At 55.6% G+C, this 20,630-nt stretch carries 23 protein-coding genes; 7 read left to right on the top strand and 16 right to left on the bottom strand.

What is annotated here, in order from left to right:
* Positions 1–237 (bottom strand): DUF1656 domain-containing protein, encoded by a 237-nt coding sequence (locus DVA43_RS07740; protein WP_103823914.1) that lies wholly within the window; start codon positions 235–237, stop codon positions 1–3.
* 187 nt (positions 238–424) lie between these two features.
* Between DVA43_RS07740 and slyA the strand changes: the two genes are divergently transcribed.
* Entirely contained in the window at positions 425–865 is a 441-nt protein-coding gene (gene slyA / locus DVA43_RS07735) for a transcriptional regulator SlyA (protein WP_114315176.1), read from the top strand.
* A 36-nt stretch (positions 866–901) separates the two neighbouring features.
* Here slyA and DVA43_RS07730 read toward each other — a convergent pair whose 3' ends face one another.
* Together DVA43_RS07730 and slyB are read right to left on the bottom strand one after the other, a co-directional pair.
* Positions 902–2,260, bottom strand: a complete 1,359-nt coding sequence (locus DVA43_RS07730) for a GGDEF domain-containing protein (RefSeq protein WP_114315175.1) — start codon at positions 2,258–2,260, stop codon at positions 902–904.
* A 186-nt stretch (positions 2,261–2,446) separates the two neighbouring features.
* Entirely contained in the window at positions 2,447–2,914 is a 468-nt protein-coding gene (slyB, locus tag DVA43_RS07725) for an outer membrane lipoprotein SlyB (RefSeq protein ID WP_114315174.1), read from the bottom strand.
* Positions 2,915–3,199: 285 nt separating this feature from the next.
* Between slyB and anmK the strand changes: the two genes are divergently transcribed.
* The 5 genes from anmK to pdxY all read left to right on the top strand — a co-directional run bounded on the left by anmK (position 3,200) and on the right by pdxY (position 7,783).
* A complete protein-coding gene (anmK, locus tag DVA43_RS07720; RefSeq protein ID WP_103824564.1) occupies positions 3,200–4,324 on the top strand; it encodes an anhydro-N-acetylmuramic acid kinase in 1,125 nt (374 codons plus the stop codon).
* Between the two features lie 96 nt (positions 4,325–4,420).
* Entirely contained in the window at positions 4,421–4,744 is a 324-nt protein-coding gene (mliC, locus tag DVA43_RS07715; protein ID WP_114315173.1) for a C-type lysozyme inhibitor, read from the top strand.
* 57 nt (positions 4,745–4,801) lie between these two features.
* Entirely contained in the window at positions 4,802–5,458 is a 657-nt protein-coding gene (gene pdxH, locus DVA43_RS07710; protein ID WP_114315172.1) for a pyridoxamine 5'-phosphate oxidase, read from the top strand.
* Positions 5,459–5,584: 126 nt separating this feature from the next.
* On the top strand, positions 5,585–6,859 hold the full coding sequence (gene tyrS, locus DVA43_RS07705) for a tyrosine--tRNA ligase (protein ID WP_103824561.1): 1,275 nt from the start codon (positions 5,585–5,587) through the stop codon (positions 6,857–6,859).
* A 63-nt stretch (positions 6,860–6,922) separates the two neighbouring features.
* The gene (gene pdxY / locus DVA43_RS07700) at positions 6,923–7,783 is read left to right on the top strand and encodes a pyridoxal kinase PdxY (protein ID WP_103179379.1); all 861 of its coding nucleotides are present in this window, start codon (positions 6,923–6,925) and stop codon (positions 7,781–7,783) included.
* Between the two features lie 89 nt (positions 7,784–7,872).
* Here pdxY and gstA read toward each other — a convergent pair whose 3' ends face one another.
* The 12 genes from gstA to blr form a co-directional block, all read right to left on the bottom strand.
* Positions 7,873–8,478 carry a glutathione transferase GstA gene (gstA, locus tag DVA43_RS07695; protein WP_114315171.1) on the bottom strand — a complete coding sequence of 202 codons (606 nt, stop codon included), beginning with the start codon at positions 8,476–8,478 and terminating at the stop codon, positions 7,873–7,875.
* A gap of 108 nt (positions 8,479–8,586) precedes the next feature.
* A complete protein-coding gene (gene dtpA, locus DVA43_RS07690; protein WP_103824578.1) occupies positions 8,587–10,095 on the bottom strand; it encodes a dipeptide/tripeptide permease DtpA in 1,509 nt (502 codons plus the stop codon).
* A gap of 615 nt (positions 10,096–10,710) precedes the next feature.
* Complete coding sequence (gene nth, locus DVA43_RS07685; RefSeq protein ID WP_103824558.1) at positions 10,711–11,346, bottom strand: endonuclease III; 636 nt, start codon at positions 11,344–11,346, stop codon at positions 10,711–10,713.
* Positions 11,343–12,029, bottom strand: coding sequence for an electron transport complex subunit E (locus DVA43_RS07680; RefSeq protein ID WP_114315170.1), 687 nt, complete (start codon positions 12,027–12,029; stop codon positions 11,343–11,345). Before DVA43_RS07680 ends, nth begins: the two co-directional genes overlap by 4 nt.
* Positions 12,026–12,652, bottom strand: a complete 627-nt coding sequence (rsxG, locus tag DVA43_RS07675; protein ID WP_114315169.1) for an electron transport complex subunit RsxG — start codon at positions 12,650–12,652, stop codon at positions 12,026–12,028. Before rsxG ends, DVA43_RS07680 begins: the two co-directional genes overlap by 4 nt.
* Positions 12,653–12,662: 10 nt before the next feature.
* Complete coding sequence (gene rsxD / locus DVA43_RS07670) at positions 12,663–13,715, bottom strand: electron transport complex subunit RsxD (RefSeq protein WP_114315168.1); 1,053 nt, start codon at positions 13,713–13,715, stop codon at positions 12,663–12,665.
* Complete coding sequence (gene rsxC, locus DVA43_RS07665) at positions 13,716–15,929, bottom strand: electron transport complex subunit RsxC (protein ID WP_114315167.1); 2,214 nt, start codon at positions 15,927–15,929, stop codon at positions 13,716–13,718. It lies immediately after the preceding gene.
* Positions 15,922–16,500, bottom strand: coding sequence for an electron transport complex subunit RsxB (gene rsxB / locus DVA43_RS07660; protein ID WP_114315166.1), 579 nt, complete (start codon positions 16,498–16,500; stop codon positions 15,922–15,924). Before rsxB ends, rsxC begins: the two co-directional genes overlap by 8 nt.
* Positions 16,500–17,081, bottom strand: coding sequence for an electron transport complex subunit RsxA (rsxA, locus tag DVA43_RS07655; RefSeq protein ID WP_039029166.1), 582 nt, complete (start codon positions 17,079–17,081; stop codon positions 16,500–16,502). The genes rsxB and rsxA overlap by 1 nt, the downstream gene beginning before the upstream one ends.
* A gap of 76 nt (positions 17,082–17,157) precedes the next feature.
* Positions 17,158–17,598, bottom strand: coding sequence for a DUF2569 domain-containing protein (locus DVA43_RS07650; protein WP_103179388.1), 441 nt, complete (start codon positions 17,596–17,598; stop codon positions 17,158–17,160).
* An 86-nt stretch (positions 17,599–17,684) separates the two neighbouring features.
* Positions 17,685–17,900: a transcription modulator YdgT gene (gene ydgT, locus DVA43_RS07645; protein ID WP_103179389.1), complete on the bottom strand. Its 216-nt coding sequence runs from the start codon at positions 17,898–17,900 to the stop codon at positions 17,685–17,687.
* Between the two features lie 202 nt (positions 17,901–18,102).
* Positions 18,103–18,273 (bottom strand): division septum protein Blr, encoded by a 171-nt coding sequence (blr, locus tag DVA43_RS07640; protein WP_168194517.1) that lies wholly within the window; start codon positions 18,271–18,273, stop codon positions 18,103–18,105.
* A 233-nt stretch (positions 18,274–18,506) separates the two neighbouring features.
* On the opposite strand from blr, the gene DVA43_RS07635 reads away from it, so the two are divergent.
* Positions 18,507–19,547, top strand: coding sequence for an oxidoreductase (locus tag DVA43_RS07635; protein WP_103824550.1), 1,041 nt, complete (start codon positions 18,507–18,509; stop codon positions 19,545–19,547).
* A gap of 29 nt (positions 19,548–19,576) precedes the next feature.
* Here DVA43_RS07635 and add read toward each other — a convergent pair whose 3' ends face one another.
* Positions 19,577–20,578, bottom strand: coding sequence for an adenosine deaminase (add, locus tag DVA43_RS07630; protein ID WP_114315165.1), 1,002 nt, complete (start codon positions 20,576–20,578; stop codon positions 19,577–19,579).
* Between the last annotated feature and the right edge of the window lie 52 nt (positions 20,579–20,630).

Genomic DNA, 20,630 nt, shown 5'->3' with positions numbered 1-20,630 from the left:
TCACCACACAATGAGCAGAACCAGTCCCAGGCAAACTGCAAGGACGAACAGCGAAAGATCCATCAGCATGGGGTGCCAGATTTCACCGGAATAGATCCAGTCGCGCAGCAAGCGGTGGGTGACAAGCCAGAGAATAAAACCCAGCATCACCGCTTTGAACAGAGGGGGAAAGTAAACCGAGGCACCTACTATCAGATCCTGAAGCGGTAACCCCGAGGCGTTAAGCGTGAACGTCACGTGCCGGTTCCTTTGCAAATGGGGAGTGGCCAAAAAGCGCGGCCGCATAACGCGCTGGGGCGTCACAACAAAGTGTAAATCAGACTCTCATCAAGGATGTATGCAGTATTGCATTTGTTTTGGCAATATAAATGCTGCACACTATTCTAAAATCAGTATAATAACTTAGCAAGCTAATTATAAGGAGATGAAATTGGAATCGCCACTAGGTTCTGATCTGGCAAGGTTAGTACGCATCTGGCGTGCTCTGATTGACCATCGCCTGAAACCTCTGGAATTGACACAGACGCATTGGGTCACGCTGCATAACATCCATCAGCTGCCACCCGACCAGTCACAGATCCAACTGGCAAAAGCGATTGGCATCGAGCAGCCATCACTGGTACGTACGCTCGATCAACTGGAAGAGAAGGGGCTGATCTCACGCCAGACCTGCGCCAGCGATCGTCGTGCCAAGCGGATTAAACTCACAGAGAAAGCCACCCCCATCATTACAGAGATGGAGGCGGTGATCAGCAAAACGCGCGGTGAGATCCTCTCCGGGATCACGCCCGCCGAACTGGAACAGCTGATCTCGCTGGTAGCCCGGCTAGAGCACAATATCAATGAGCTACAGTCCCGCGACTAACCTTTAAAAAAGCCTTGCGAACGCAAGGCTTTTTCTTTACTGGAACACGACCACCCGGTTACGCCCGCTCTCTTTCGCCTCGTACATCGCCTTATCTGCATGTTCGACGCACTCTTCAGCGCTGATTTTCCCTGTGGCGGTAAACACGCCCATACTGATGGTGATGGGCTCGGGAAGTTGTCCGTCAGAGCTGGCTTTATCGAAGCTGCTCAGTTTTAAGCGTATCCGCTCCGCAACCTGGCGCGCCGCTTCAGGGGGAGTATGGGTTAACAGCAGGACAAACTCTTCTCCTCCGATGCGCGCCGCAACGTCCTGTGGCCGGACGGAATCCTTCAGCAGCTGAGCGACAAACTGCAACACTTTATCCCCCTGCAGGTGCCCGTAGCAGTCGTTGATACGCTTAAAACGATCGAGATCGCTGACGATAACCGAGACCGGCTCCGTCGATTTTACCGTACGAAGGGCGTGGTTCAGGGCATCATAAAAATAGCTGCGGTTGTAGAGCCGTGTCAGCGGATCGCGAATGGAATTCTGGTAAGACTGTTGATACTTCAGATGCGATTCACGATAAAGATTAAATACGTCGTACAGCAGGACAAACATAATCAGCAGCGTGGCGACAGCCTCAAATAACCGTGCGCGATACCACGAGATATCTTCTGCCTGCCCGCCCAAAAACAACATGGCTAGCGTGGCGATATAACAGAGGCATATGAAATTACCGCCAATCCAGAACAGGTTGCGTACCCGCGTGGTACGCAGCAGCGCGGCTAATGCAATAACCCAGAGCGTGATGAGCGTAATGTTAATGGGCCGTTTCCACAGCAATAGATATTGCCGGGTTTCGTTGTCGACCAAATGTAATGATAATAACGCAACATTGCTGGAGTAGAGCCAGGCCAGTATCAATATCAGGGCCGTAAATATAAACATGCCTGTAATGACAGAAAGATGGAAAATCCGTGACAGCGGCCGGTTACGGATTGCATACAGCACAGCCGCAACGATAAACAGTACGCCCATCAACAGATGACGGAACGTAAAGTAAATCATGGCGTCGTTATAGTTAATGACACTGTACCGATAGATATCCAGCCACGCCGGGAAGCTGGAGAGCGTGCCTACCATCAACAGAGCGGAGCCGATAAAGGCGAATGCAAAGCACATCAGATATAAACGCATTCTGTCGCACCAGTATTTCATTACCATAAAACAGGCAATAAACAGGTGAAATACCAACAAAAATATGGTGAGCATGGGAAAAAGAAGCGGTGAAAATGATGCGGTCTTTTCAACCACTCCAAAAAAGAGAGAATGTAAGATCCCGATGACAATAAAGCAGCCCAAAAAGAACTGCACATACTTGTTCTTAATATAATGATTTATCGCAAGCATATATTTTTCAAATGAAGAGGAAAAAGGATTTGCGAATGATCTCATATGCGCAGATGGAATACTTTGCGCAGGAACAAGCAGTATGAAAATTAAATATAAGCGGCGTGAATGTATCTGGTGAATATATTTGTGGGGATGATGCTTAATGGAATAGGGCGTGGTGAGATGACCACGCCCATAAGGTTATTAACGAGGGGAGACGGTGACCTGGCTGCCGTTGCTGGCCAGTACCACACGTTGACCAGCAGCAAACCGGGTGTTGCCCTGTTTCTGGACCACCATAATGGTGCTGCCGTCATCCTTGCGGATCTCTAACTCAACGCCCTGAGATTTGTTCATCGCACCCTGGACGCCCTGACCCGCAACACCACCGGCTACGGCACCCGCCGCGGTTGCCAGGGAGCGACCTGTGCCGCCACCCACGGTGTTACCGAGGAAGCCACCCAGTACCGCACCGCCAAGTGCGCCGATCACGTTGTTCTCATCACCACCCTGAATCTGTACCGGGCGCGCGTTCACGATGGTGCCGTAAGTGACATTCTGAACCTGTTTCGCCTCAGAGGCACTGTAAACAACCCCGGAAAGGGAGTTGTCATTAACACAGCCAGCCAGAGTGAATCCAACCAGCGAAACGGCCAGTACACGTAAAATCATTTGAATCTCCTGTTCACCAAAAACGCTCGTTGAGCATCCGTTATGGCTAAATTATATGGCATCGGATGCCATAAATCCTATATTTGCTCAAACACAATCAGAATGGTACTCGATTCTCACTCAACCATAGCTATACAAGCGACGATGTCACCCTGCAGGCGATACGGATTATTCCTGGAATGACGCCCAGCAACAGCTATTGTTAAAAAGTATGAGTCCGCCGTAGCATTGATAATCGGTTTATGGTGGAGTGAGTTATCAGCCCAAACGGATTAAGGAAAACGGATGAAATCGGGTCGCTACATTGGCGTAATGTCAGGAACCAGTCTGGATGGTGTGGATGTCGTCCTGGCGGCAATAGACGAGAATATGGTTGCCCAGCAGGCAAGCCTTAGCTGGCCTATTCCCCAGGAGACGAAACAGGCGATCCTGAATATCTGTCAGGGCCAACAGCTGACGCTGTCGCAGCTGGGACAGCTTGATACGCAGCTCGGACGCCTGTTCGGCGATGCGGTGCTGGCGCTGATGAATCAGGAGAATCTGCGTCCGCAGGATGTGGTGGCGATCGGCTGTCACGGGCAAACCGTCTGGCATGAGCCTGGCGGCGACGCGCCGCATACCTTGCAGATAGGCGATAACAACCAGATCGTCGCCAAAACCGGGGTGACGGTGGTGGGGGATTTCCGCCGCCGCGACATGGCCCTCGGCGGGCAGGGTGCCCCGCTGGTTCCCGCGTTCCACCACGCCCTGCTGGCGCATCCGACGGAGCGCCGCATGGTGCTCAATATCGGCGGCATCGCCAATCTTTCTTTATTGATCCCAGGCCAGCCGGTACGCGGGTTCGACACCGGGCCGGGAAATATGCTGATGGACGCCTGGATCTGGCGTCAGGCGGGTAAAGCCTACGATAAAGACGCTCAGTGGGCCTGCAGCGGTAAAGTCATTATCCCGCTGCTGCAAAGCATGCTCTGCGATCCCTATTTTGCCGCACCGGCGCCGAAAAGCACCGGACGCGAATACTTCAACTACGGTTGGCTTGAGCGTCAGCTGGCGAACTTCCCGGGCCTGGCGCCTGAGGATGTACAGGCCACGCTGGCAGAGCTTACTGCCGTTTCGGTGTCGGAACAGGTGCTGTTGAGCGGGGGCTGCGAGCGGCTGCTGGTGTGCGGCGGTGGCAGCCGTAACCCACTGGTGATGACCCGTCTCGCCGGTCTGCTGCCGGGCACGGAGGTGACCACCACCGACAAGGCCGGGATCAGCGGCGATGACATGGAGGCGCTGGCCTTTGCCTGGCTGGCGTGGCGCACGGTGGCAGGCCTGCCGGGGAACTTACCCTCGGTAACCGGCGCGCGCGAAGCGAGCGTGTTAGGTGCTGTTTTTCCAGCGAATCCGCGGCAAAATCAGAGTTAACCGAATTTCACTTAAGCCTGGTGTGGGTGAGAATAGCCGAAAAAACGGGAGGGCCTTCGCGCCCTCCGGGACCAGGAAAGTCTTCGGAATTTACCCATGAAAAAACTGCTTCTTGTTTTTACTCCCTTTCTGCTGGCGAGCTGTAGCGTTTACAACCAGTTCGTCGAGCGCATGCAAACCGACACGCTGGCCTATCAGTGCGACGAAAAGCCCCTTACCGTTAAGCTCAACAATCCCCGTCAGGAAGTCAGTTTCGTGTACGACAATAAGCTGCTGACGCTGAAACAGGGAATGTCCGCCTCCGGGACCCGCTACAGCGACGGGGTTTATGTCTTCTGGTCGAAAGGCGACAGTGCAACGGTCTACAAGCGCGATCGCATTGTGCTGAACAATTGTCAGATCGAAAATCCGAAGCGTTGAGATTTTGCAGGGGGCGGCGCACAATAGCGTCACCCATTGTCAACGTCAGTTAACGCCATGCCAGATAACGACGAATTGCAGAAAATTGCGCACCTTAGGCGCGAATATACCAAAGGCGGCCTGCGTCGCCAGGATCTCCCCTCCGAGCCGCTGGTGCTATTTGAGCACTGGCTGAAACAGGCCTGTGAAGCACAACTGGCCGATCCCACCGCGATGGTGGTTGCCACCGTCGATGAAAATGGCCAACCCTACCAGCGCATCGTGCTACTCAAGCATTACGACGACAAAGGGCTGGTGTTCTACACCAACCTCGGCAGCCGTAAAGCGCAGCATCTGGAAAATAACCCGCGTATCAGTTTGCTCTTCCCGTGGCATATGCTGGAGCGCCAGGTGATGGTCACCGGTTCCGTTGAGCGTCTCTCTACCCTTGAAGTGGTGAAGTATTTCCACAGCCGTCCGCGCGACAGTCAGATTGGCGCCTGGGTCTCTAAACAGTCGAGCCGCATCTCTGCCCGCGGCGTGCTGGAGAGCAAGTTCCTTGAGTTGAAACAGAAATTCCAGCAGGGCGAAGTGCCACTGCCAAGTTTCTGGGGCGGCTTCCGCGTCTCCGTACAGCAGATGGAGTTCTGGCAGGGCGGTGAACATCGCCTCCACGACAGGTTTATCTACCAGCGCGATAACGGCGCGTGGAAAATCGATCGGCTGGCACCGTAATCCCCGAAATTTGTTCTCTTAAGCGCTGGCGCTACGTTGGTCAGCGCTTTATTCTATGTACCTTTCGCGTCTGGCGAAAAGTCGTGTACCGGCAAAGGTGCAGTCGTTTTATACATGGAGAATTTGATGGCAAGCAGTAACTTGATTAAACAATTGCAAGAGCGGGGGCTGGTAGCCCAGGTGACGGACGAGGAAGCGTTAGCAGAGCGACTGGCGCAAGGCCCGATCGCGCTCTATTGCGGCTTCGATCCTACCGCTGACAGCTTGCATTTGGGGCATCTGGTTCCTTTGTTATGCCTGAAACGCTTCCAGCTGGCTGGCCATAAGCCTGTGGCTCTGGTCGGTGGCGCAACGGGTCTGATTGGCGACCCAAGCTTCAAAGCCGCTGAGCGTAAACTGAATACGGCGGATACCGTAGAGGAGTGGGTCGCGAAAATTCGCAAACAGGTCGCGCCTTTCCTCGACTTTGACTGTGGTGAAAACTCCGCGATCGCTGCGAACAACTACGACTGGTTTGGCAGCATGAACGTGCTGACCTTCCTGCGTGATATCGGCAAGCACTTCTCCGTTAACCAGATGATCAACAAAGAAGCGGTGAAGCAGCGTCTGAACCGTGACGATCAGGGCATCTCCTTTACCGAGTTCTCCTACAACCTGCTGCAGGGGTATGACTTTGCCTGTCTGAACGAGCTGCACGGCGTGTCGCTGCAGATTGGCGGCTCCGATCAGTGGGGTAACATCACCTCCGGTATCGATCTGACCCGTCGTCTGCACCAGAATCAGGTCTTCGGTCTGACCGTTCCGCTGATCACCAAAGCCGACGGCACCAAGTTCGGTAAAACCGAAGGCGGCGCGGTATGGCTCGATCCGAAGAAGACCAGCCCGTACAAGTTCTACCAGTTCTGGATCAACACCGCAGACGCTGACGTTTATCGCTTCCTGAAGTTCTTCACCTTTATGGACATTGAAGAGATCAATGCTCTTGAAGAAGAAGACAAGAACAGCGGTAAAGCACCACGCGCCCAGTACGTGCTGGCCGATGAGGTCACGAAGCTGGTTCACGGCGAAGAGGGCTTAGCGGCGGCCAAGCGCATTACCGCCAGCCTGTTTAACGGCAACCTGAGCGATCTGAGCGAAGCAGACTTCGAACAGCTGGCGCAGGATGGCGTGCCGATGGTGGAGATGGACAAAGGTGCCGATCTGATGCAGGCCCTGGTCGACTCTGAGCTTCAGCCGTCCCGCGGCCAGGCGCGTAAAACCATCGCCTCCAACGCCATCACCATTAACGGTGAAAAACAGTCTGACGCGGAGTACGTCTTCGCTGACAGCGATCGCCTGTTTGGTCGTTATACCTTGCTGCGTCGCGGTAAAAAGAATTACTGTCTGGTTTGCTGGAAATAATCATAAAAGCACAGGGGCGTGGGAAACCACGCCCCTTTATTTTTTCAGGGTTGTGGTAAGAAAATGAAGAATATCCTCGCCATCCAGTCCCACGTTGTTTTTGGGCATGCTGGCAACAGCGCCGCAGAATTTCCGATGCGCCGTCTCGGGGCCAATGTCTGGCCATTAAATACCGTTCAGTTTTCCAACCATACGCAATACGGTAAATGGACCGGTTGCGTGATGCCGCCCGCTCATCTCACAGAGATTGTTCAGGGCATCGCTGATATCGACAAACTCAAAACCTGCGATGCCGTGCTGAGCGGTTATCTGGGGTCAGCCGAGCAGGGCGAGCATATTCTGGGCATTGTCCGCCAGGTGAAGGCGGCGAACCCGGCGGCGAAATACTTCTGCGATCCGGTGATGGGCCATCCGGAGAAAGGCTGTATCGTGGCCCCTGGCGTGGCGGAGTTTCACGTGCGTCACGCTTTACCGGCCAGCGACATCATTGCCCCAAACCTCATTGAACTGGAGATCCTCTGCGAACATCCGGTAAACAGCGTGGAGGAGGCCGTTGCGGCGTCCCGTGAACTGATTGCGATGGGGCCGGAAATCGTGCTGGTGAAACATCTGGCCCGCGCCGGAATCAGCCCGGATCGCTTTGAGATGCTGCTGGTGACCAAAGATGAAGCCTGGCACATCAGCCGTCCGCTGGTGGATTTTGGCAGCCGTCAGCCGGTGGGTGTGGGCGATGTGACCAGTGGTCTGCTGCTGGTGAAACTACTGCAGGGGGCAACGGTGCGTGATGCGCTTGAGCACGTCACGGCGGCGGTGTATGAAATTATGATCGCCACCAAAGCCCTGCAGGAGTACGAGTTGCAGGTGGTGGCGGCCCAGGATCGTATCGCGAAGCCAGAACACGTTTTCAGCGCGACCCAGCTATGACATCAATGCCCGGCGGCGCTGCGCTTGCCGGGCCTACAGAGCTCGTAGGCCGGGTAAGCGCCAGCGCCACCCGGCAATAAACCGCTCTCTTACTTCAACCCTTCCGCTTCCAGTGCTGCCGCTACGGCAGGACGCTCCGCCATACGCGCCATATAGGCGTCAATATGGCTTAATCCTTCCATGTTCAGCTTCACGGCCCGCGCCCAGCGCAGGACGGTAAACAGATACGCATCGGCAATGGTAAAGCGCTGCCCACAGATCCACTGATCGTCTTTCAGCGACGCGTTCACATACTGCAGTTTCTTCTCCAGCAGGGCGCGAACGGTCGGCTTGTACTCTTCCGGGGTGTCCGGGCGGAACAGCGGGGTAAAACCTTTGTGCAGTTCGGTGGCGATGTAGTTCATCCATTCAATGGTTTTATAGCGGGCGATAGTGCCGGCTGGCGCCAGCAACTGGCGATCCGCGACGCTGTCCGCCAGGTACTGCATAATGGCAACACCTTCGGTGAGCAGGGTACCATCTTCCAGCAGCAGGGCCGGAACCTGGCCTTTAGGATTCACCGCGAAAAAATCATCGCCGTTTTCCAGACGCTTTTGCATCAGATCAACACCGTTGAGGGTGAAGTCTTTACCGCTCTCGCGCAGCGTAATATGGGAGGCAAGAGAGCAGGCGCCTGGTTTATAGAACAGTTTCATCGGTCACTCCTGTTTACGTAGGTTTACCCTATGTTAGTGCGCCCCATAATAAAAAAAAAGCCGCTAACGCACAGTTAGCGGCTTGTATTCAGTCGTTTCCCGATGACATTACACGGCGGCGGTGCTGCTCGCTTTAGCGGTAGTGTCGTCGTCCTGAGTCATGCGGTTCAGTTTTGGTGCAGTCAGCATCATCAGCACAGCGATAACCGCAGTGGCAATACCAATCTGCAGGAACACATCACCATAGACATGCAGAGACTGCAGCGGATCGGTCACATCAGAAGGCACAGCCATCAGGTTGGCGATCTTACCGGCGATGATGGCAGCACCCGCAGTGGTCAGGAACCAGCTACCCATGATGAAGCCCATCAGGCGCTGTGGCACCAGCTGCGCAACCATCGCCAGGCCCAGACCGGAGATCATCAGCTCACCGATAGACTGCAGCGCGTAGCTCAGGATCAGCCAGTTCACGGAGACGATACCCGCGTCGCTGGCGAATTCCGCGCCCAGCGGCAGTACCAGGAAGGCACCAGAGCAGAGCACCATGCCCACCGCGAACTTGTGCGGCATTGGCAGGCGGTCGCCCATCTTGTTGTAGATGGCAGCCAGGATCGGGCTACCTACCATGATCCAGAACGGGTTCAGGGCCTGGAACTGCTCAGGCTCGAACGCGATACCCAGGATAGAGTGCTCAACGTTACGGATCGCGAAGAAGTTCAGAGACGTTGGCATCTGGCTGTACAGCACGAAGAAGACAATCGCTTCAACCATCAGAATGAAAGCAACCACCATCTTACGACGCGCTGCGCCCTGCATGGCAAAAGCTTCTTTGGCGAAGATGCAGACGATACCCAGCGCAACCACGCCCAGCACCGCACGTGCGATACCCTGGTTGTGCAGCAGCCAGGTGGCGATAGCAACCAGCACGACAACACCGACCAGCGTCGCCAGCAGTTTACCCATCTGTACTGGCGCAAAGTCAGGTTTTGAACCGTAATCTTTCACCCAGCTGCGGCAGAACAGGAAGTTCACCACGGTGATCAGCATACCGACGAAGCTCAGGGCAAACGCCACGCTCCAGCCGAATTTTGCTGCCAGCCACGGGGTCGCCAGCATGGAGAAGAAGGAACCGATGTTGATGGACATGTAGTACATGGTGAATGCACCGTCCAGACGCGGGTCATCTTTCTTATAGCAGGTAGAAAGCAGGGCAGACGGGTTCGCCTTGAACAGGCCGTTACCCACCGCGATGGTCGCCATACCCAGGTAAACCACGCCGGCATCGTGACCAGACCAGGCTACCAGACCATAACCGATCGCCAGAACGATGGCGCCCAGCAGAATGACACGTTTGGTTCCCAGCACTTTATCGCCCAGCCAGCCGCCAATTGCGACCAGACCGTAGACCAGAGCACTGAAAGAAGAGAACAGGGTGATGGAATCGGCTTCGGACATACCCAGTTGTTTCACCAGGTAAACCGCCATGATCCCTTGCAGACCGTAGTAACCAAAACGCTCCCACAGCTCAATAGAGAATATGAGATAGAACGATTTCGGTTGTTTGAAAGCGTTAAGACTTACGCTCTCTTCAGCTGGTTTATTGTTTGCAGTAGACACATATACCTCTTTTTTTACATCCCATATTAACGGGGGTGTTCATAGCGTGATGACCGTAGTCCATCCGCTTTATAGTTATAGTGGGAGGGGAAACGGCGGGTAATGTTCACTATCCTGACCCGTCTGGCAAGACGTTTGTAATAGTCTGTTACATTTAACTCCTGCCCTATAATGCGCCAGAAACCTAAATGTTATTTAGCGTTAAATTTTACCGTTTCGTTGAAACTGGTTTTTTTCACTGTCTTTCAGGAGAAAAAATCGCCATGTGGCGATATGTTCTGCTGTAAAAGGTGTTGGGCAGTGATATGGCCTATATTCTGAAAAATAACCGGACATATCTACGGGTGGGGAGGGGGTATTTCTTGATGCTGTAGTGCTTTAGTAGCCATTTTGACACATAAAATTAACAGTGTGTGAACAGGGTGATCGCGATCACATTTATATAGAAAATTTTGCTGACGAAAAAACAATTAACCTGTTTGATTGTTATATAGCCGCACAATGCACGAACCCTAAAGTTTAGCTCAGACAGAAAAACTGCAAAAGGTGAGCCTGGTAGATAGTCATGCTCGCTATAAGGATTTTGCGTTATGAAAAAACCGTCTGATGACGGTTTTAGTGGTCTGTTTTCTCTTTATATTCACAGAGATCTTCGATAATACAGGAGCCGCAGCGGGGTTTACGCGCAATGCAGGTATAGCGCCCGTGGAGGATCAACCAGTGATGGCAGTCGACCTTAAACTCCGCAGGAACCACTTTCAGCAGCTTATCTTCTACCTGCTCTACGTTTTTGCCGGGGGCGAAGTTCGTTCGGTTGCAGACGCGGAAGATATGGGTGTCCACGGCAATGGTCGGCCAGCCAAAGGCGGTATTCAGCACCACGTTAGCGGTTTTACGGCCCACGCCGGGCAGCGCTTCCAGCGCCGCGCGATCTTCCGGTACCTCACCGCCGTGCAGCTCTATCAGCATCCGGCAGGTCTTGATCACGTTCTCGGCTTTGCTGTTAAACAGGCCGATGGTCTTGATGTAGGACTTTACCCCTTCAACGCCAAGCTCCAGCATCGCCTGAGGCGTATTGGCGACAGGGTAGAGCTTCGCGGTGGCTTTATTGACGCTCACGTCGGTGGCCTGCGCGGAGAGCAATACCGCGATCAGCAGTTCAAACGGCGAGGTAAAATTCAGCTCAGTGGTCGGGTGCGGGTTATTCTCCCGCAGGCGCTGTAAAATGGTTAAACGTTTCTCTTTGTTCATGAGGCCTTCTCAGGGATCCCTTCCTCTACGCTGCGCGTGGCAGCGCGGCGTTTACGTTTCTCATCAATGAGGTATTTCACCGCCAGCATCATCCCCAGGCCAATAAACGCGCCAGGGGGCAGCATCGCCAGCAGGAACGGCGTATCGGTGTGGAACACTTCAATACGCAGGACTTTGGCCCAGCTGCCCAGCAGCGCATCTGCGCCATCGAACAGGGTACCGTTGCCAAGGATTTCACGCATGGCGCCCAGCACAAACATCGCCCCGGTTGCCCCCATACCGATGGCAAAGCCATCAAAAGCTGAAATCAGCGGATCGTTTTTCACCGCAAAGGCTTCGGCGCGGCCCACCACGATACAGTTGGTCACAATCAGCGGGATAAAAATCCCCAGCGACTGATAGAGGCCAAAGGCGTAGGCGTTGATCAGCATCTGCACGACGCTCACCACCGAGGCGATAATCATCACGTAGATCGGAATACGAATCTCTGAAGGCGTCCAGCGGCGCAGGGCAGAGATCGACAGGTTGGTCAGGATCAATACCAGGGTGGTGGCAAGGCCAAGGCCCAACGCGTTGGTCACGGTGGAGGTGACGGCCAGCAGCGGACACATCCCCAGCAGCTGTACCAGCGCGGAGTTGTTTTTCCACACCCCCTGAACAAAAACCTCTTTTACCTGGCTCATGAACGCTCCTCACAGGCGGGCAGATTGTTAAGTTGTGCAGGCAGCGATTGTGCGTAAACCCCCGCACGTTTAACGGCGTTCACTACCGCTCGTGGGGTGATGGTCGCACCGGTAAACTGATCGATATCACCGCCATCTTTTTTCACCGCGAACGCCGGATCGTCAATACCGTGGATCACTTTGCCCGCGAAATGCAAAATCCAGTCGCTTGAGCGGGTTTCGATCTTATCTCCAAGCCCTGGCGTTTCGTGATGCTCGGTCACGCGCGTACCCAGCACGGTGCCGGAAAAATCGGTGCCCACCAGCAGCCTGATAGCGCCGGAGTATCCATCCGGCGCGGTGGCTTCCATCACCACGCCGGTCGGTGTATCGCCTTTACGGGCGATAAAAATACGGTGGGTGCCTTTGCCAAGCGCTGGCGTCTGGACAAGATAACAGCTCTTCTGCAGATCGTTATCGTAGATATCTGCCGGGATCACCTGGTCAAACAGCGCTTTTTGCTGACGGGCCGCCTGTTCATCAATGGTGGATTTGGTTAAGCCGTTGACCAGCGCGGTCATGCCGGTGAGCACGGCGGCAAAGAGCGCCAGCGTCACGCCGTGTTTTTGCATCGTTTTTAACATGGCGAGATCCTTAGCGATGGCCGTACACGCGCGGACGCGTGTAGTAGTCGATGAGCGGAACGGTGATGTTCGCCAGCAGCACGGCAAAGGCCACGCCGTCCGGGTAACCGCCAAAGCTGCGGATCAGCCACACCAGCAGACCCGCCAGCGCACCAAAAATCAGGCGCCCACGGTTGGTGGTGGAGGCCGTTACCGGGTCGGTAAGAATAAAGAAGGCACCCAGCATGGTGGCGCCGGAAAGCAGATGGATCTGCGGTGACGCCAGCGACTCCGGCGAGAAGAACCAGCCCAGGCCGGAACAGACGGCAAGCGTTATCAGGAAGCTCACCGGGATATGCCAGCGGATCGCTTTCTGCCACAGCAGGAACAGGCCACCGGCCAGATACGCCAGGTTAACCCACTGCCAGCCCGCGCCTGCCAGCACACCGCTGTATATCGGATATTGCAGGATCTGCTCCACGCTATGACCGGCGTGCAGGGACGTTTTAAAGGTATCAAGCGGGGTCGCCTGGCTAATACCGTCGACGCCCATCCGCAGGGTGTTCATATCCGCGCCGCTGGCGGTATGGCCGGAGAAGATCACCTGCACGGCATCCATAAAGCCTGGCACCGTCGCGGCAATCTCATGCGGCGGCAGCCAGCTGGTCATCTGCACTGGGAAGGAGATCAGCAGCACCACATAGCCAATCATTGCCGGGTTAAACGGGTTATGCCCGAGGCCGCCATACAGCTGCTTGGCGATGATCACCGCGAACACGGTACCGAGCACCACCATCCACCACGGAGCGAACGGCGGAATACTGATGGCCAGCAGCAGGCCGGTGAGCAGGGCGGAATTGTCCGCCAGGATTTTGCCCACTGCGATTTTCCGCAGTTTAAGTACCAGCGCTTCGGCCGCCAGCGCGCTCACACAGCCAAGGATAATCTGCAGCAACGTACCCCAGCCGAAGAACCAGAGCTGTACGGCAATACCCGGCAGCGCGGCCAGGCAGACCAGCATCATAATGCGCGATGTCTTGCGCTGGTTATGGGTATAAGGGGAGCTTGCGATTCTGAAAACCATTTAATCCTCGTTAACTGCCTGCTGTGCGGCTCTCTTCGCCTGTACCCGCGCGATGGCGGCAGCCACTGCCGCTTTGCGTGGATCGTCATTGGCTGCCGGCTCTTCTTCCTGTTGCGCCGCCTTGCGCGCTTTTGCTCTGGCAATAGCGGCTTCGACCGCCGCTTTACGCGGGTCGACGGAGGCGGGTTCTTCCTGTTTTGCTTCCGGTGGCGCGGCTTTTCGGGCTTTGGCCCGGGCAATCGCCGCTTCGACGGCGGCTTTACGCGGGTCGACCGGAGCCTGTTCAACCTGAATATCGTCCTGCTGCGCCGCTTTGCGGGCTTTCGCGCGGGCAATTGCCGCTTCGACCGCCGCTTTACGCGGATCGACTGGCGCTGGCTCGCTCTGGTTCTCTTCCGGTGGCGCCGCTTTGCGGGCTTTTGCGCGGGCAATGGCCGCTTCGACCGCGGCTTTACGCGGATCCACCGGAGCAGGCTCGGCCTGAGTCTCTTGCGGTGGCGCGGCTTTGCGGGCTTTTGCGCGGGCAATCGCCGCTTCGACCGCCGCTTTACGCGGATCGGTTTCTGTTGATGCGGCAGCAGCCTGCGCTTTTTCCGCCTGACGGGCGCGGGCCTCTGCTTTGCGCGCTTCGCGGGCGGCAATCATCTCGCTGTTATCCGGGCGCTGACCCGCCGGGATCACCACATCTTCTGTCGCGGTGGCTTTCTTCTCACGCACACGCGCCAGGGCAGCATTAATGGCATCCTGGTCTTTCGCCGCAGGCTGAACTGCCGCTTTCTTATGGCGCTCTTCGCGGGCGGCTTTCTCGCGCTCAAGGCGCTGCTGGCGCGCTTCAAACCGTGCTTTGGCTTCGGCAGCGCGTTTCTCTTCCTGGGCGATGGCGTAAATTTCGGCTTTCTCGACACGGAAATACTGCACCAGCGGAATATTGCTCGGGCAGACCCAGGCGCAGGCACCACACTCAATGCAGTCGGCCAGGTTATGGGATTTCGCCTTATCGTGGATCTGCCCTTTGCTGTACCAGTAGAGCTGCTGAGGCAGCAGATCCGCCGGGCAGGCATCGGCACAGGCGCTGCAGCGAATGCAGCCTTTCTCTTCCTGCTTTTCGCCCATCTCGCTGACGGACGGGGCCAGCAGGCAGTTGGTGATTTTTACCACCGGGACATCCAGCCACGGCAGGGTAAAGCCCATCAGCGGCCCGCCCATAATCACCATTTGCTCGGCGCTCGGGCAGAACCCGGCCTGATCCAGCAGATGACGAACCGGCGTACCCAGACGCGCCCAGACGTTGCCGGGACGGCTAACCGATTCACCGGTAAGGGTAACGACGCGCTCGGTAAGCGGCTCGCCGTCAACAACCGCACGTTTAACGGCATAAGCGGTGCCGACGTTCTGCATCAGGACGCCAATGTCAGACGAACGACCGCCGTGCGGGACCTGCTTGCCGGTTAAAATCTGGGTCAGCTGCTTGGCGCCACCGGAGGGGTACTTGGTGGGGATAACGCGCAGGCTGATATCATGGCTGCCCGCCAGTACCGCACGCAGCATGGAGATGGCCTGCGGTTTGTTATCTTCAATGCCGATCAGCACTTCCTGCGGCTGCAGAATGTGCGCGAGGATGCGAATACCCTCGACGATCTGCGCGGCGCAGTCCTGCATCAGACGATCGTCCGCGGTGATGTACGGCTCGCACTCGGCGGCGTTGATAATCAGGGTTTTGATCTTGTTGCCGCCGCCCTGCAGTTTGTTGCCGGTCGGGAAGCCCGCGCCGCCCAGACCGGCGACGCCAGACTGGTGAATGCGTTCAATCAGCGCCTCGCGGCTGTGGCTGCGGTAGTCGCTCCAGCCGTCGCGCTCAATCCAGCGATCTTCGCCATCGGCGTCGATGATGACGCACAGCTCAGAGAGGGCGGAAGGGTGGGCAACGGTATGAGGCGCAATCGCCACCACGGTGCCGGAGGTCGGGGCATGCACAGGCAGCATACGTCCGCGTCCAAAGGTCAGCGGCTGGCCGCGTAACACGCTGTCGCCAGGTTTAACGCACAGCTCACCCTCAGCACCGATGTGCTGTTTAAGGGGGATAATAAAACGGTTGGCCAGCGAGATCTGGCGCAGCGGCGTGCCGCTGGACTGGGTTTTCATCTCTGGCGGATGAATACCGCCATCAAAATCCCAGATCTTCTCTTTTCTGAAGGCAGAAAATAACTTAAGCATGTTGTTCCACAGGAATAATGCGCACCGGAATGGTCTGAAGATCCCATTTCCAGCTATCGGTCGTGGTGGCTACCGGGCGTAACTCAATGCACTGGGTCGGGCAGGGGGCGACACAGAGGTTACAGCCGGTACACAGGTCTTCCATCACGGTATGCATGGCGCGCGTGGCGCCCACAATGGCATCTACCGGGCAGGCCTGAATACATTTGGTGCAGCCGATGCAGTTGGGCTCATCGATCACCGCCAGCATGCGCACCGGCTCCTGTGCGCTTTCATCACCATCGACCGGCTGAGGGTCGACGTTCAGCAGTCCGGCAATCTTCAGCATCACCGCTTCGCCGCCAGGCGCACAGCGGTTAATTTTTTCGCCGCCGTTGCCCACCGCCTCTGCGTAAGGGCGACAGCCAGGGTAGCCGCACTGCCCGCACTGGCTTTGCGGCAGCAGCTCATCAATTTTTTCGACAATCGGGTCATCCTCCACCGCGAAGCGGCGTGAGGCGTAACCGAGAATGATGCCAAACAGCAGCCCCAGAACACTGAGGGCAGCAATGGCAATCCAGATTGCATTCATTACAACTTCACCAGACCACTAAAGCCCATAAAGGCCAGAGACATAAGACCGGCGGTAACCAGCGCGATGGCGTTACCGCGAAACGGTGCCGGAATATCCGCCGCGACCAGGCGTTCGCGGATCGCCGCAAACAGCACCATCACCAGCGAGAAGCCGACCGCGGCGGAAAAGCCGTACAGTGCCGACTGCAGGAAATTGTGCCCAAGGTTAATGTTGAGCAACGCCACGCCGAGCACCGCACAGTTGGTGGTGATCAGCGGCAGGAAGATGCCGAGCAGGCGGTATAATGCCGGGCTGGTTTTACGCACCACCATTTCGGTGAACTGCACCACCACAGCGATAACAAGAATAAAGGCCAGCGTACGCAGATAGGTCAGGCCGAGGGGGATTAAAATCCAGGTATCCACCCACCAGGCGCAGATCGAGGCGAGGGTCAACACGAAGGTGGTGGCCAGCCCCATCCCCATTGCCGTTTCGAGCTTTTTGGATACGCCCATAAATGGGCACAGGCCAAGGAACTTCACGAGAACGAAGTTGTTTACCAGCACCGTGCCGACAAAGAGCAGTAAGTAATCGGTCATTATTCAGCCTGACATAAAAAAGCCGCCTATTATCGGATAAACCGGCGCAGGCGACAACAGGTTAACTGTAAGGTTATTACGGGTTCACAAAGGTGTTCTTTACGCGGGCCGAGCGCTTAAAGTACGGCACGAACAGCGCGGTCACCAGCAGTGGGAAGAGGAGTTGACGCACTGCCAGCGCATCGGAAACCGGCGAAAAGGCGAAGGCTTTCACGGCCAGCAAGACAGAGACCAGCAGCCAGATAATATAGTGCTTAGGCACGCTGCGGCGGCGTTTAAAAAACGCGATGGTCAGCCACAGCGTGTAGTACCACATGGCAATCGCAAAGGCGAAAGAAATAAACCACATAACGATAGCGGAGGTATTTTGCGCGCCCAGCGTTTTAAGTGCATGCGGCGTAATTAGTGCAGTGGAATAAAGTACCAGCGCCAGCGAGGCACTTAATAATGCAACCAGCAGCCAGGCGAGCGGAGCAAGTAACCAGCCGCCAATTTTTTCTCCAGCCGTTGTGGTCATGTTCTCTCCCGATAGTCAGCGAAAAGCGCGAACTGCAAATTAGCAGGGGCGAGAGTATATAACATTTCCGGGCAATGGGTACCCTTTTAGAGCACGTAACGCCACACCGACTTAGGCACTTCGCCAATGTTGAACAGGCGTCCGCCAGAGACCAGCTCAGCGCGGCGATGGTCAGCGGCGCGGTACATGCTGATAATATCCTGATTGTCACTCAGGGTGTAGTTCAGGTGGTCAAACAGCTTTTCCAGGCTTTCAAGGGAATTAATTTTGCGAAATTTTAATAAATAGTCCTGAACTGTCATTTTAATAATTTTCCATATAAGAGTGAGTAATGCCAAAGGAGTAATTCGGTCGAATAATAAACGGTTCAAATAAGACGTAAACGGTTTGCCAAAGCGCACCGGCAAAAATAAGACTTTTCTTGACTGATGAAATCAAGCGTCGGTCGACGCCTGGCGAAGAAGGTTAACGCTGTTCATGACGGCTGGCAATAAGCAACTGACATCATATGTCACTATTTTTGATGAGCGTATGAGGCTTGGCCTGGTTGACCGTATTTACCGGCTCAGGGGGCTGGTAGTTATCAATATGACTGGCAATGGCGAGCAGTATCACCGACACGCCCAGTACTATCCATCCCGCTAACTCGATAATGCGATTAATTATTGTCGTCATGATTCTTGGTAATGTTTTATCCATAAATACAGATCCAGAATTTTACAGCGCGATATGCCGCTGAGCAAGCGCTTTACATGGATGTTTTGCGATTGTATTCAGCGAGTTATAAAAGTTAATCAGAAATTACTGATTGCTTCTCTTGCTTTAGGGCAAGGTCCGCCAGATTAATCTATTGTGACGGGAGAGGAGATAGTGTGAAATATGCAGGTCAAAAGATGAGAGGCGATTTCATGAGCGACAAAATCCGTGTGGGATTAATAGGTTATGGTTATGCGAGTAAAACGTTTCATGCCCCGCTGATTGATGGCACCCCGGGGATGGAGCTGGCAGCAATTTCCAGCAGCGATGCGACGAAAGTCCATGCCGACTGGCCAACCGTGCCGGTGGTTTCTGAGCCGAAGCATCTGTTTAACGATCCCAATATCGATCTGATTGTTATCCCGACACCGAACGACACCCATTTCCCACTGGCAAAAGCGGCCCTTGAAGCGGGCAAGCATGTGGTGGTGGATAAACCCTTTACCGTGACACTGTCACAGGCGCGGGAACTGGACGCGCTGGCGAAAAGCCTGGGTAAACTGCTCTCCGTCTTCCACAACCGCCGCTGGGACAGCGACTTCCTCACCGTTAAAGCCCTCATTGCCGATGGCTCTCTGGGGGAAGTGGCATTCTTCGAATCACATTTCGACCGTTTCCGTCCGCAGGTGCGTAATCGCTGGCGTGAGCAGGCGGGTCCGGGCAGCGGCATCTGGTACGATCTGGCCCCACATCTGCTTGACCAGGCCGTTAACCTCTTTGGTCTGCCGGTGAGCCTGAACGTCGATCTGGCCCAGCTGCGCCCTGGCGCACAGGCCACGGACTACTTCCATGCGGTGTTGAGCTATCCGCAGCGGCGCGTGGTACTGCATGGCACCATGATGGCGGCGGCGGAATCTGCACGTTACATCGTGCATGGCTCCCGCGGCAGCTATGTGAAGTTCGGTCTCGATCCGCAGGAAGATCGTCTGAAAAACGGCGAACGTCTGCCGCAGGAAGACTGGGGCTATGACATGCGTGACGGCGTGCTGACCCGCGTGGAAGGGGAAGAGCGTGTGGAAGAGACCTGGCTGACGCTGCCGGGCAACTACCCGGCCTATTATGCCGGTATTCGCGATGCGCTGAACGGCGACGGGGAGAACCCGGTTCCGGCAAGCCAGGCGATTCAGATTATGGAACTGATTGAGCTGGGTATCGAGTCCGCGAAACATCGCGCGACCCTCTGTCTGGCCTGAAAAAAAGCCCGGCATTGCCGGGCTTTTTCTTATCCGCGTGCGACCTTGTCGCGCAGCGCCTGCTTCTCGGCAGGCGTTAAAAATGCCATCTCCAGACCATTGATCTGCGCCTGGCGAATCTGCTCGCGGCTCAGTCCGGCCTGCGGGGCGGCCACCGTGTATTCGTGAATAATATCGACTCCCTGAACTGCCGGATCGTCAGTGTTCAGCGAGGCCATTACCCCGTGCTCAAGGAAGGTTTTCAGCGGGTGGTGCGCCAGCGTCGCCACGGTGCTGGTCTGAATGTTGGAGGTCAGACAGGATTCGATCCCGATGCGTTGTGCCGCCAGGAAGTCCATCAGGGCGCGGTCTTCCACTGCCTTCACCCCGTGACCAATACGCTCGGCACCCAGCTCGCGGATCGCCTGCCAGATGCTCTCCGGGCCCGCCGCTTCACCGGCATGGACGGTGATGTGCCAGCCTGCGTCACGGGCGCGATTGAAGTGGGAAAGGAACAGACTGCCCGGGAAGCCCAGCTCGTCACCCGCCAGATCGACCGCAGTGATATGTTCCCGGTGAGCCAGCAGGGCTTCGAGTTCCTGAAGGCAGGCGGCTTCGCCAAAGGTACGGCTCATGATCCCAATCAGACGGGCTTCCACATTAAAGGCTTTACAGCCTTCGCGAACGCCAGCGATCACCGCCTCTACCACACCGTCAACCGGCAGGTTGTGGGACATCGCCATATAGCCCGGCGAGAAACGCAGTTCAACGTAATGCAGACCGTTGCGCGCGGCGTCCTCAATATTCTCGAAGGCAACGCGACGGCAGGCTTCCAGCGAGGCGAGGACTTTTACCCCCCAGTCGAGCTTGCTCAGGAAGCTGACCAAATCCGGTTCATTTTCTGTTACCTGCACATGCGGGATCAGCGACTCAAGGGTTTGTGCGGGCAGGGTTAAATTATACTGACGACCCAGGTCAAGGATGGTCTGGGCACGAATGTTGCCATCAAGGTGGCGATGAACGTCAGTTAACGGGAGGGTGGTATCAATCATGGTCGCACTCTTTATTAGGTAAAGTGCGACACATTATAAAAATAAAACGGAG

It is taken from the genome of Leclercia sp. W6 (assembly GCF_003336345.1).
In the GTDB taxonomy this organism is placed as follows: Bacteria; Pseudomonadota; Gammaproteobacteria; order Enterobacterales; family Enterobacteriaceae; genus Enterobacter.
The sequence above is the reverse complement of the archived record's forward strand: the minus strand, read 5'-3'. Positions and strand labels throughout refer to the sequence as shown.

What these genes read in the sequence shown, in the direction of transcription:
- DVA43_RS07730 (WP_114315175.1), bottom strand. Translation starts at nt 2,260, where the DNA reads ATGCTTGCGATAAATCATTATATTAAGAACAAGTATGTGCAGTTCTTT.
- DVA43_RS07680 (WP_114315170.1), bottom strand. Translation starts at nt 12,029, where the DNA reads ATGAGCCAGGTAAAAGAGGTTTTTGTTCAGGGGGTGTGGAAAAACAAC.
- DVA43_RS07635 (WP_103824550.1), top strand. Translation starts at nt 18,507, where the DNA reads ATGAGCGACAAAATCCGTGTGGGATTAATAGGTTATGGTTATGCGAGT.
- mliC (WP_114315173.1), top strand. Translation starts at nt 4,421, where the DNA reads ATGAAAAAACTGCTTCTTGTTTTTACTCCCTTTCTGCTGGCGAGCTGT.
- add (WP_114315165.1), bottom strand. Translation starts at nt 20,578, where the DNA reads ATGATTGATACCACCCTCCCGTTAACTGACGTTCATCGCCACCTTGAT.
- tyrS (WP_103824561.1), top strand. Translation starts at nt 5,585, where the DNA reads ATGGCAAGCAGTAACTTGATTAAACAATTGCAAGAGCGGGGGCTGGTA.
- rsxC (WP_114315167.1), bottom strand. Translation starts at nt 15,929, where the DNA reads ATGCTTAAGTTATTTTCTGCCTTCAGAAAAGAGAAGATCTGGGATTTT.
- DVA43_RS07650 (WP_103179388.1), bottom strand. Translation starts at nt 17,598, where the DNA reads ATGACCACAACGGCTGGAGAAAAAATTGGCGGCTGGTTACTTGCTCCG.
- ydgT (WP_103179389.1), bottom strand. Translation starts at nt 17,900, where the DNA reads ATGACAGTTCAGGACTATTTATTAAAATTTCGCAAAATTAATTCCCTT.
- gstA (WP_114315171.1), bottom strand. Translation starts at nt 8,478, where the DNA reads ATGAAACTGTTCTATAAACCAGGCGCCTGCTCTCTTGCCTCCCATATT.
- rsxG (WP_114315169.1), bottom strand. Translation starts at nt 12,652, where the DNA reads ATGTTAAAAACGATGCAAAAACACGGCGTGACGCTGGCGCTCTTTGCC.
- slyA (WP_114315176.1), top strand. Translation starts at nt 425, where the DNA reads ATGAAATTGGAATCGCCACTAGGTTCTGATCTGGCAAGGTTAGTACGC.
- blr (WP_168194517.1), bottom strand. Translation starts at nt 18,273, where the DNA reads ATGACGACAATAATTAATCGCATTATCGAGTTAGCGGGATGGATAGTA.
- anmK (WP_103824564.1), top strand. Translation starts at nt 3,200, where the DNA reads ATGAAATCGGGTCGCTACATTGGCGTAATGTCAGGAACCAGTCTGGAT.
- pdxY (WP_103179379.1), top strand. Translation starts at nt 6,923, where the DNA reads ATGAAGAATATCCTCGCCATCCAGTCCCACGTTGTTTTTGGGCATGCT.
- rsxD (WP_114315168.1), bottom strand. Translation starts at nt 13,715, where the DNA reads ATGGTTTTCAGAATCGCAAGCTCCCCTTATACCCATAACCAGCGCAAG.
- rsxB (WP_114315166.1), bottom strand. Translation starts at nt 16,500, where the DNA reads ATGAATGCAATCTGGATTGCCATTGCTGCCCTCAGTGTTCTGGGGCTG.
- pdxH (WP_114315172.1), top strand. Translation starts at nt 4,802, where the DNA reads ATGCCAGATAACGACGAATTGCAGAAAATTGCGCACCTTAGGCGCGAA.
- nth (WP_103824558.1), bottom strand. Translation starts at nt 11,346, where the DNA reads ATGAACAAAGAGAAACGTTTAACCATTTTACAGCGCCTGCGGGAGAAT.
- slyB (WP_114315174.1), bottom strand. Translation starts at nt 2,914, where the DNA reads ATGATTTTACGTGTACTGGCCGTTTCGCTGGTTGGATTCACTCTGGCT.
- rsxA (WP_039029166.1), bottom strand. Translation starts at nt 17,081, where the DNA reads ATGACCGATTACTTACTGCTCTTTGTCGGCACGGTGCTGGTAAACAAC.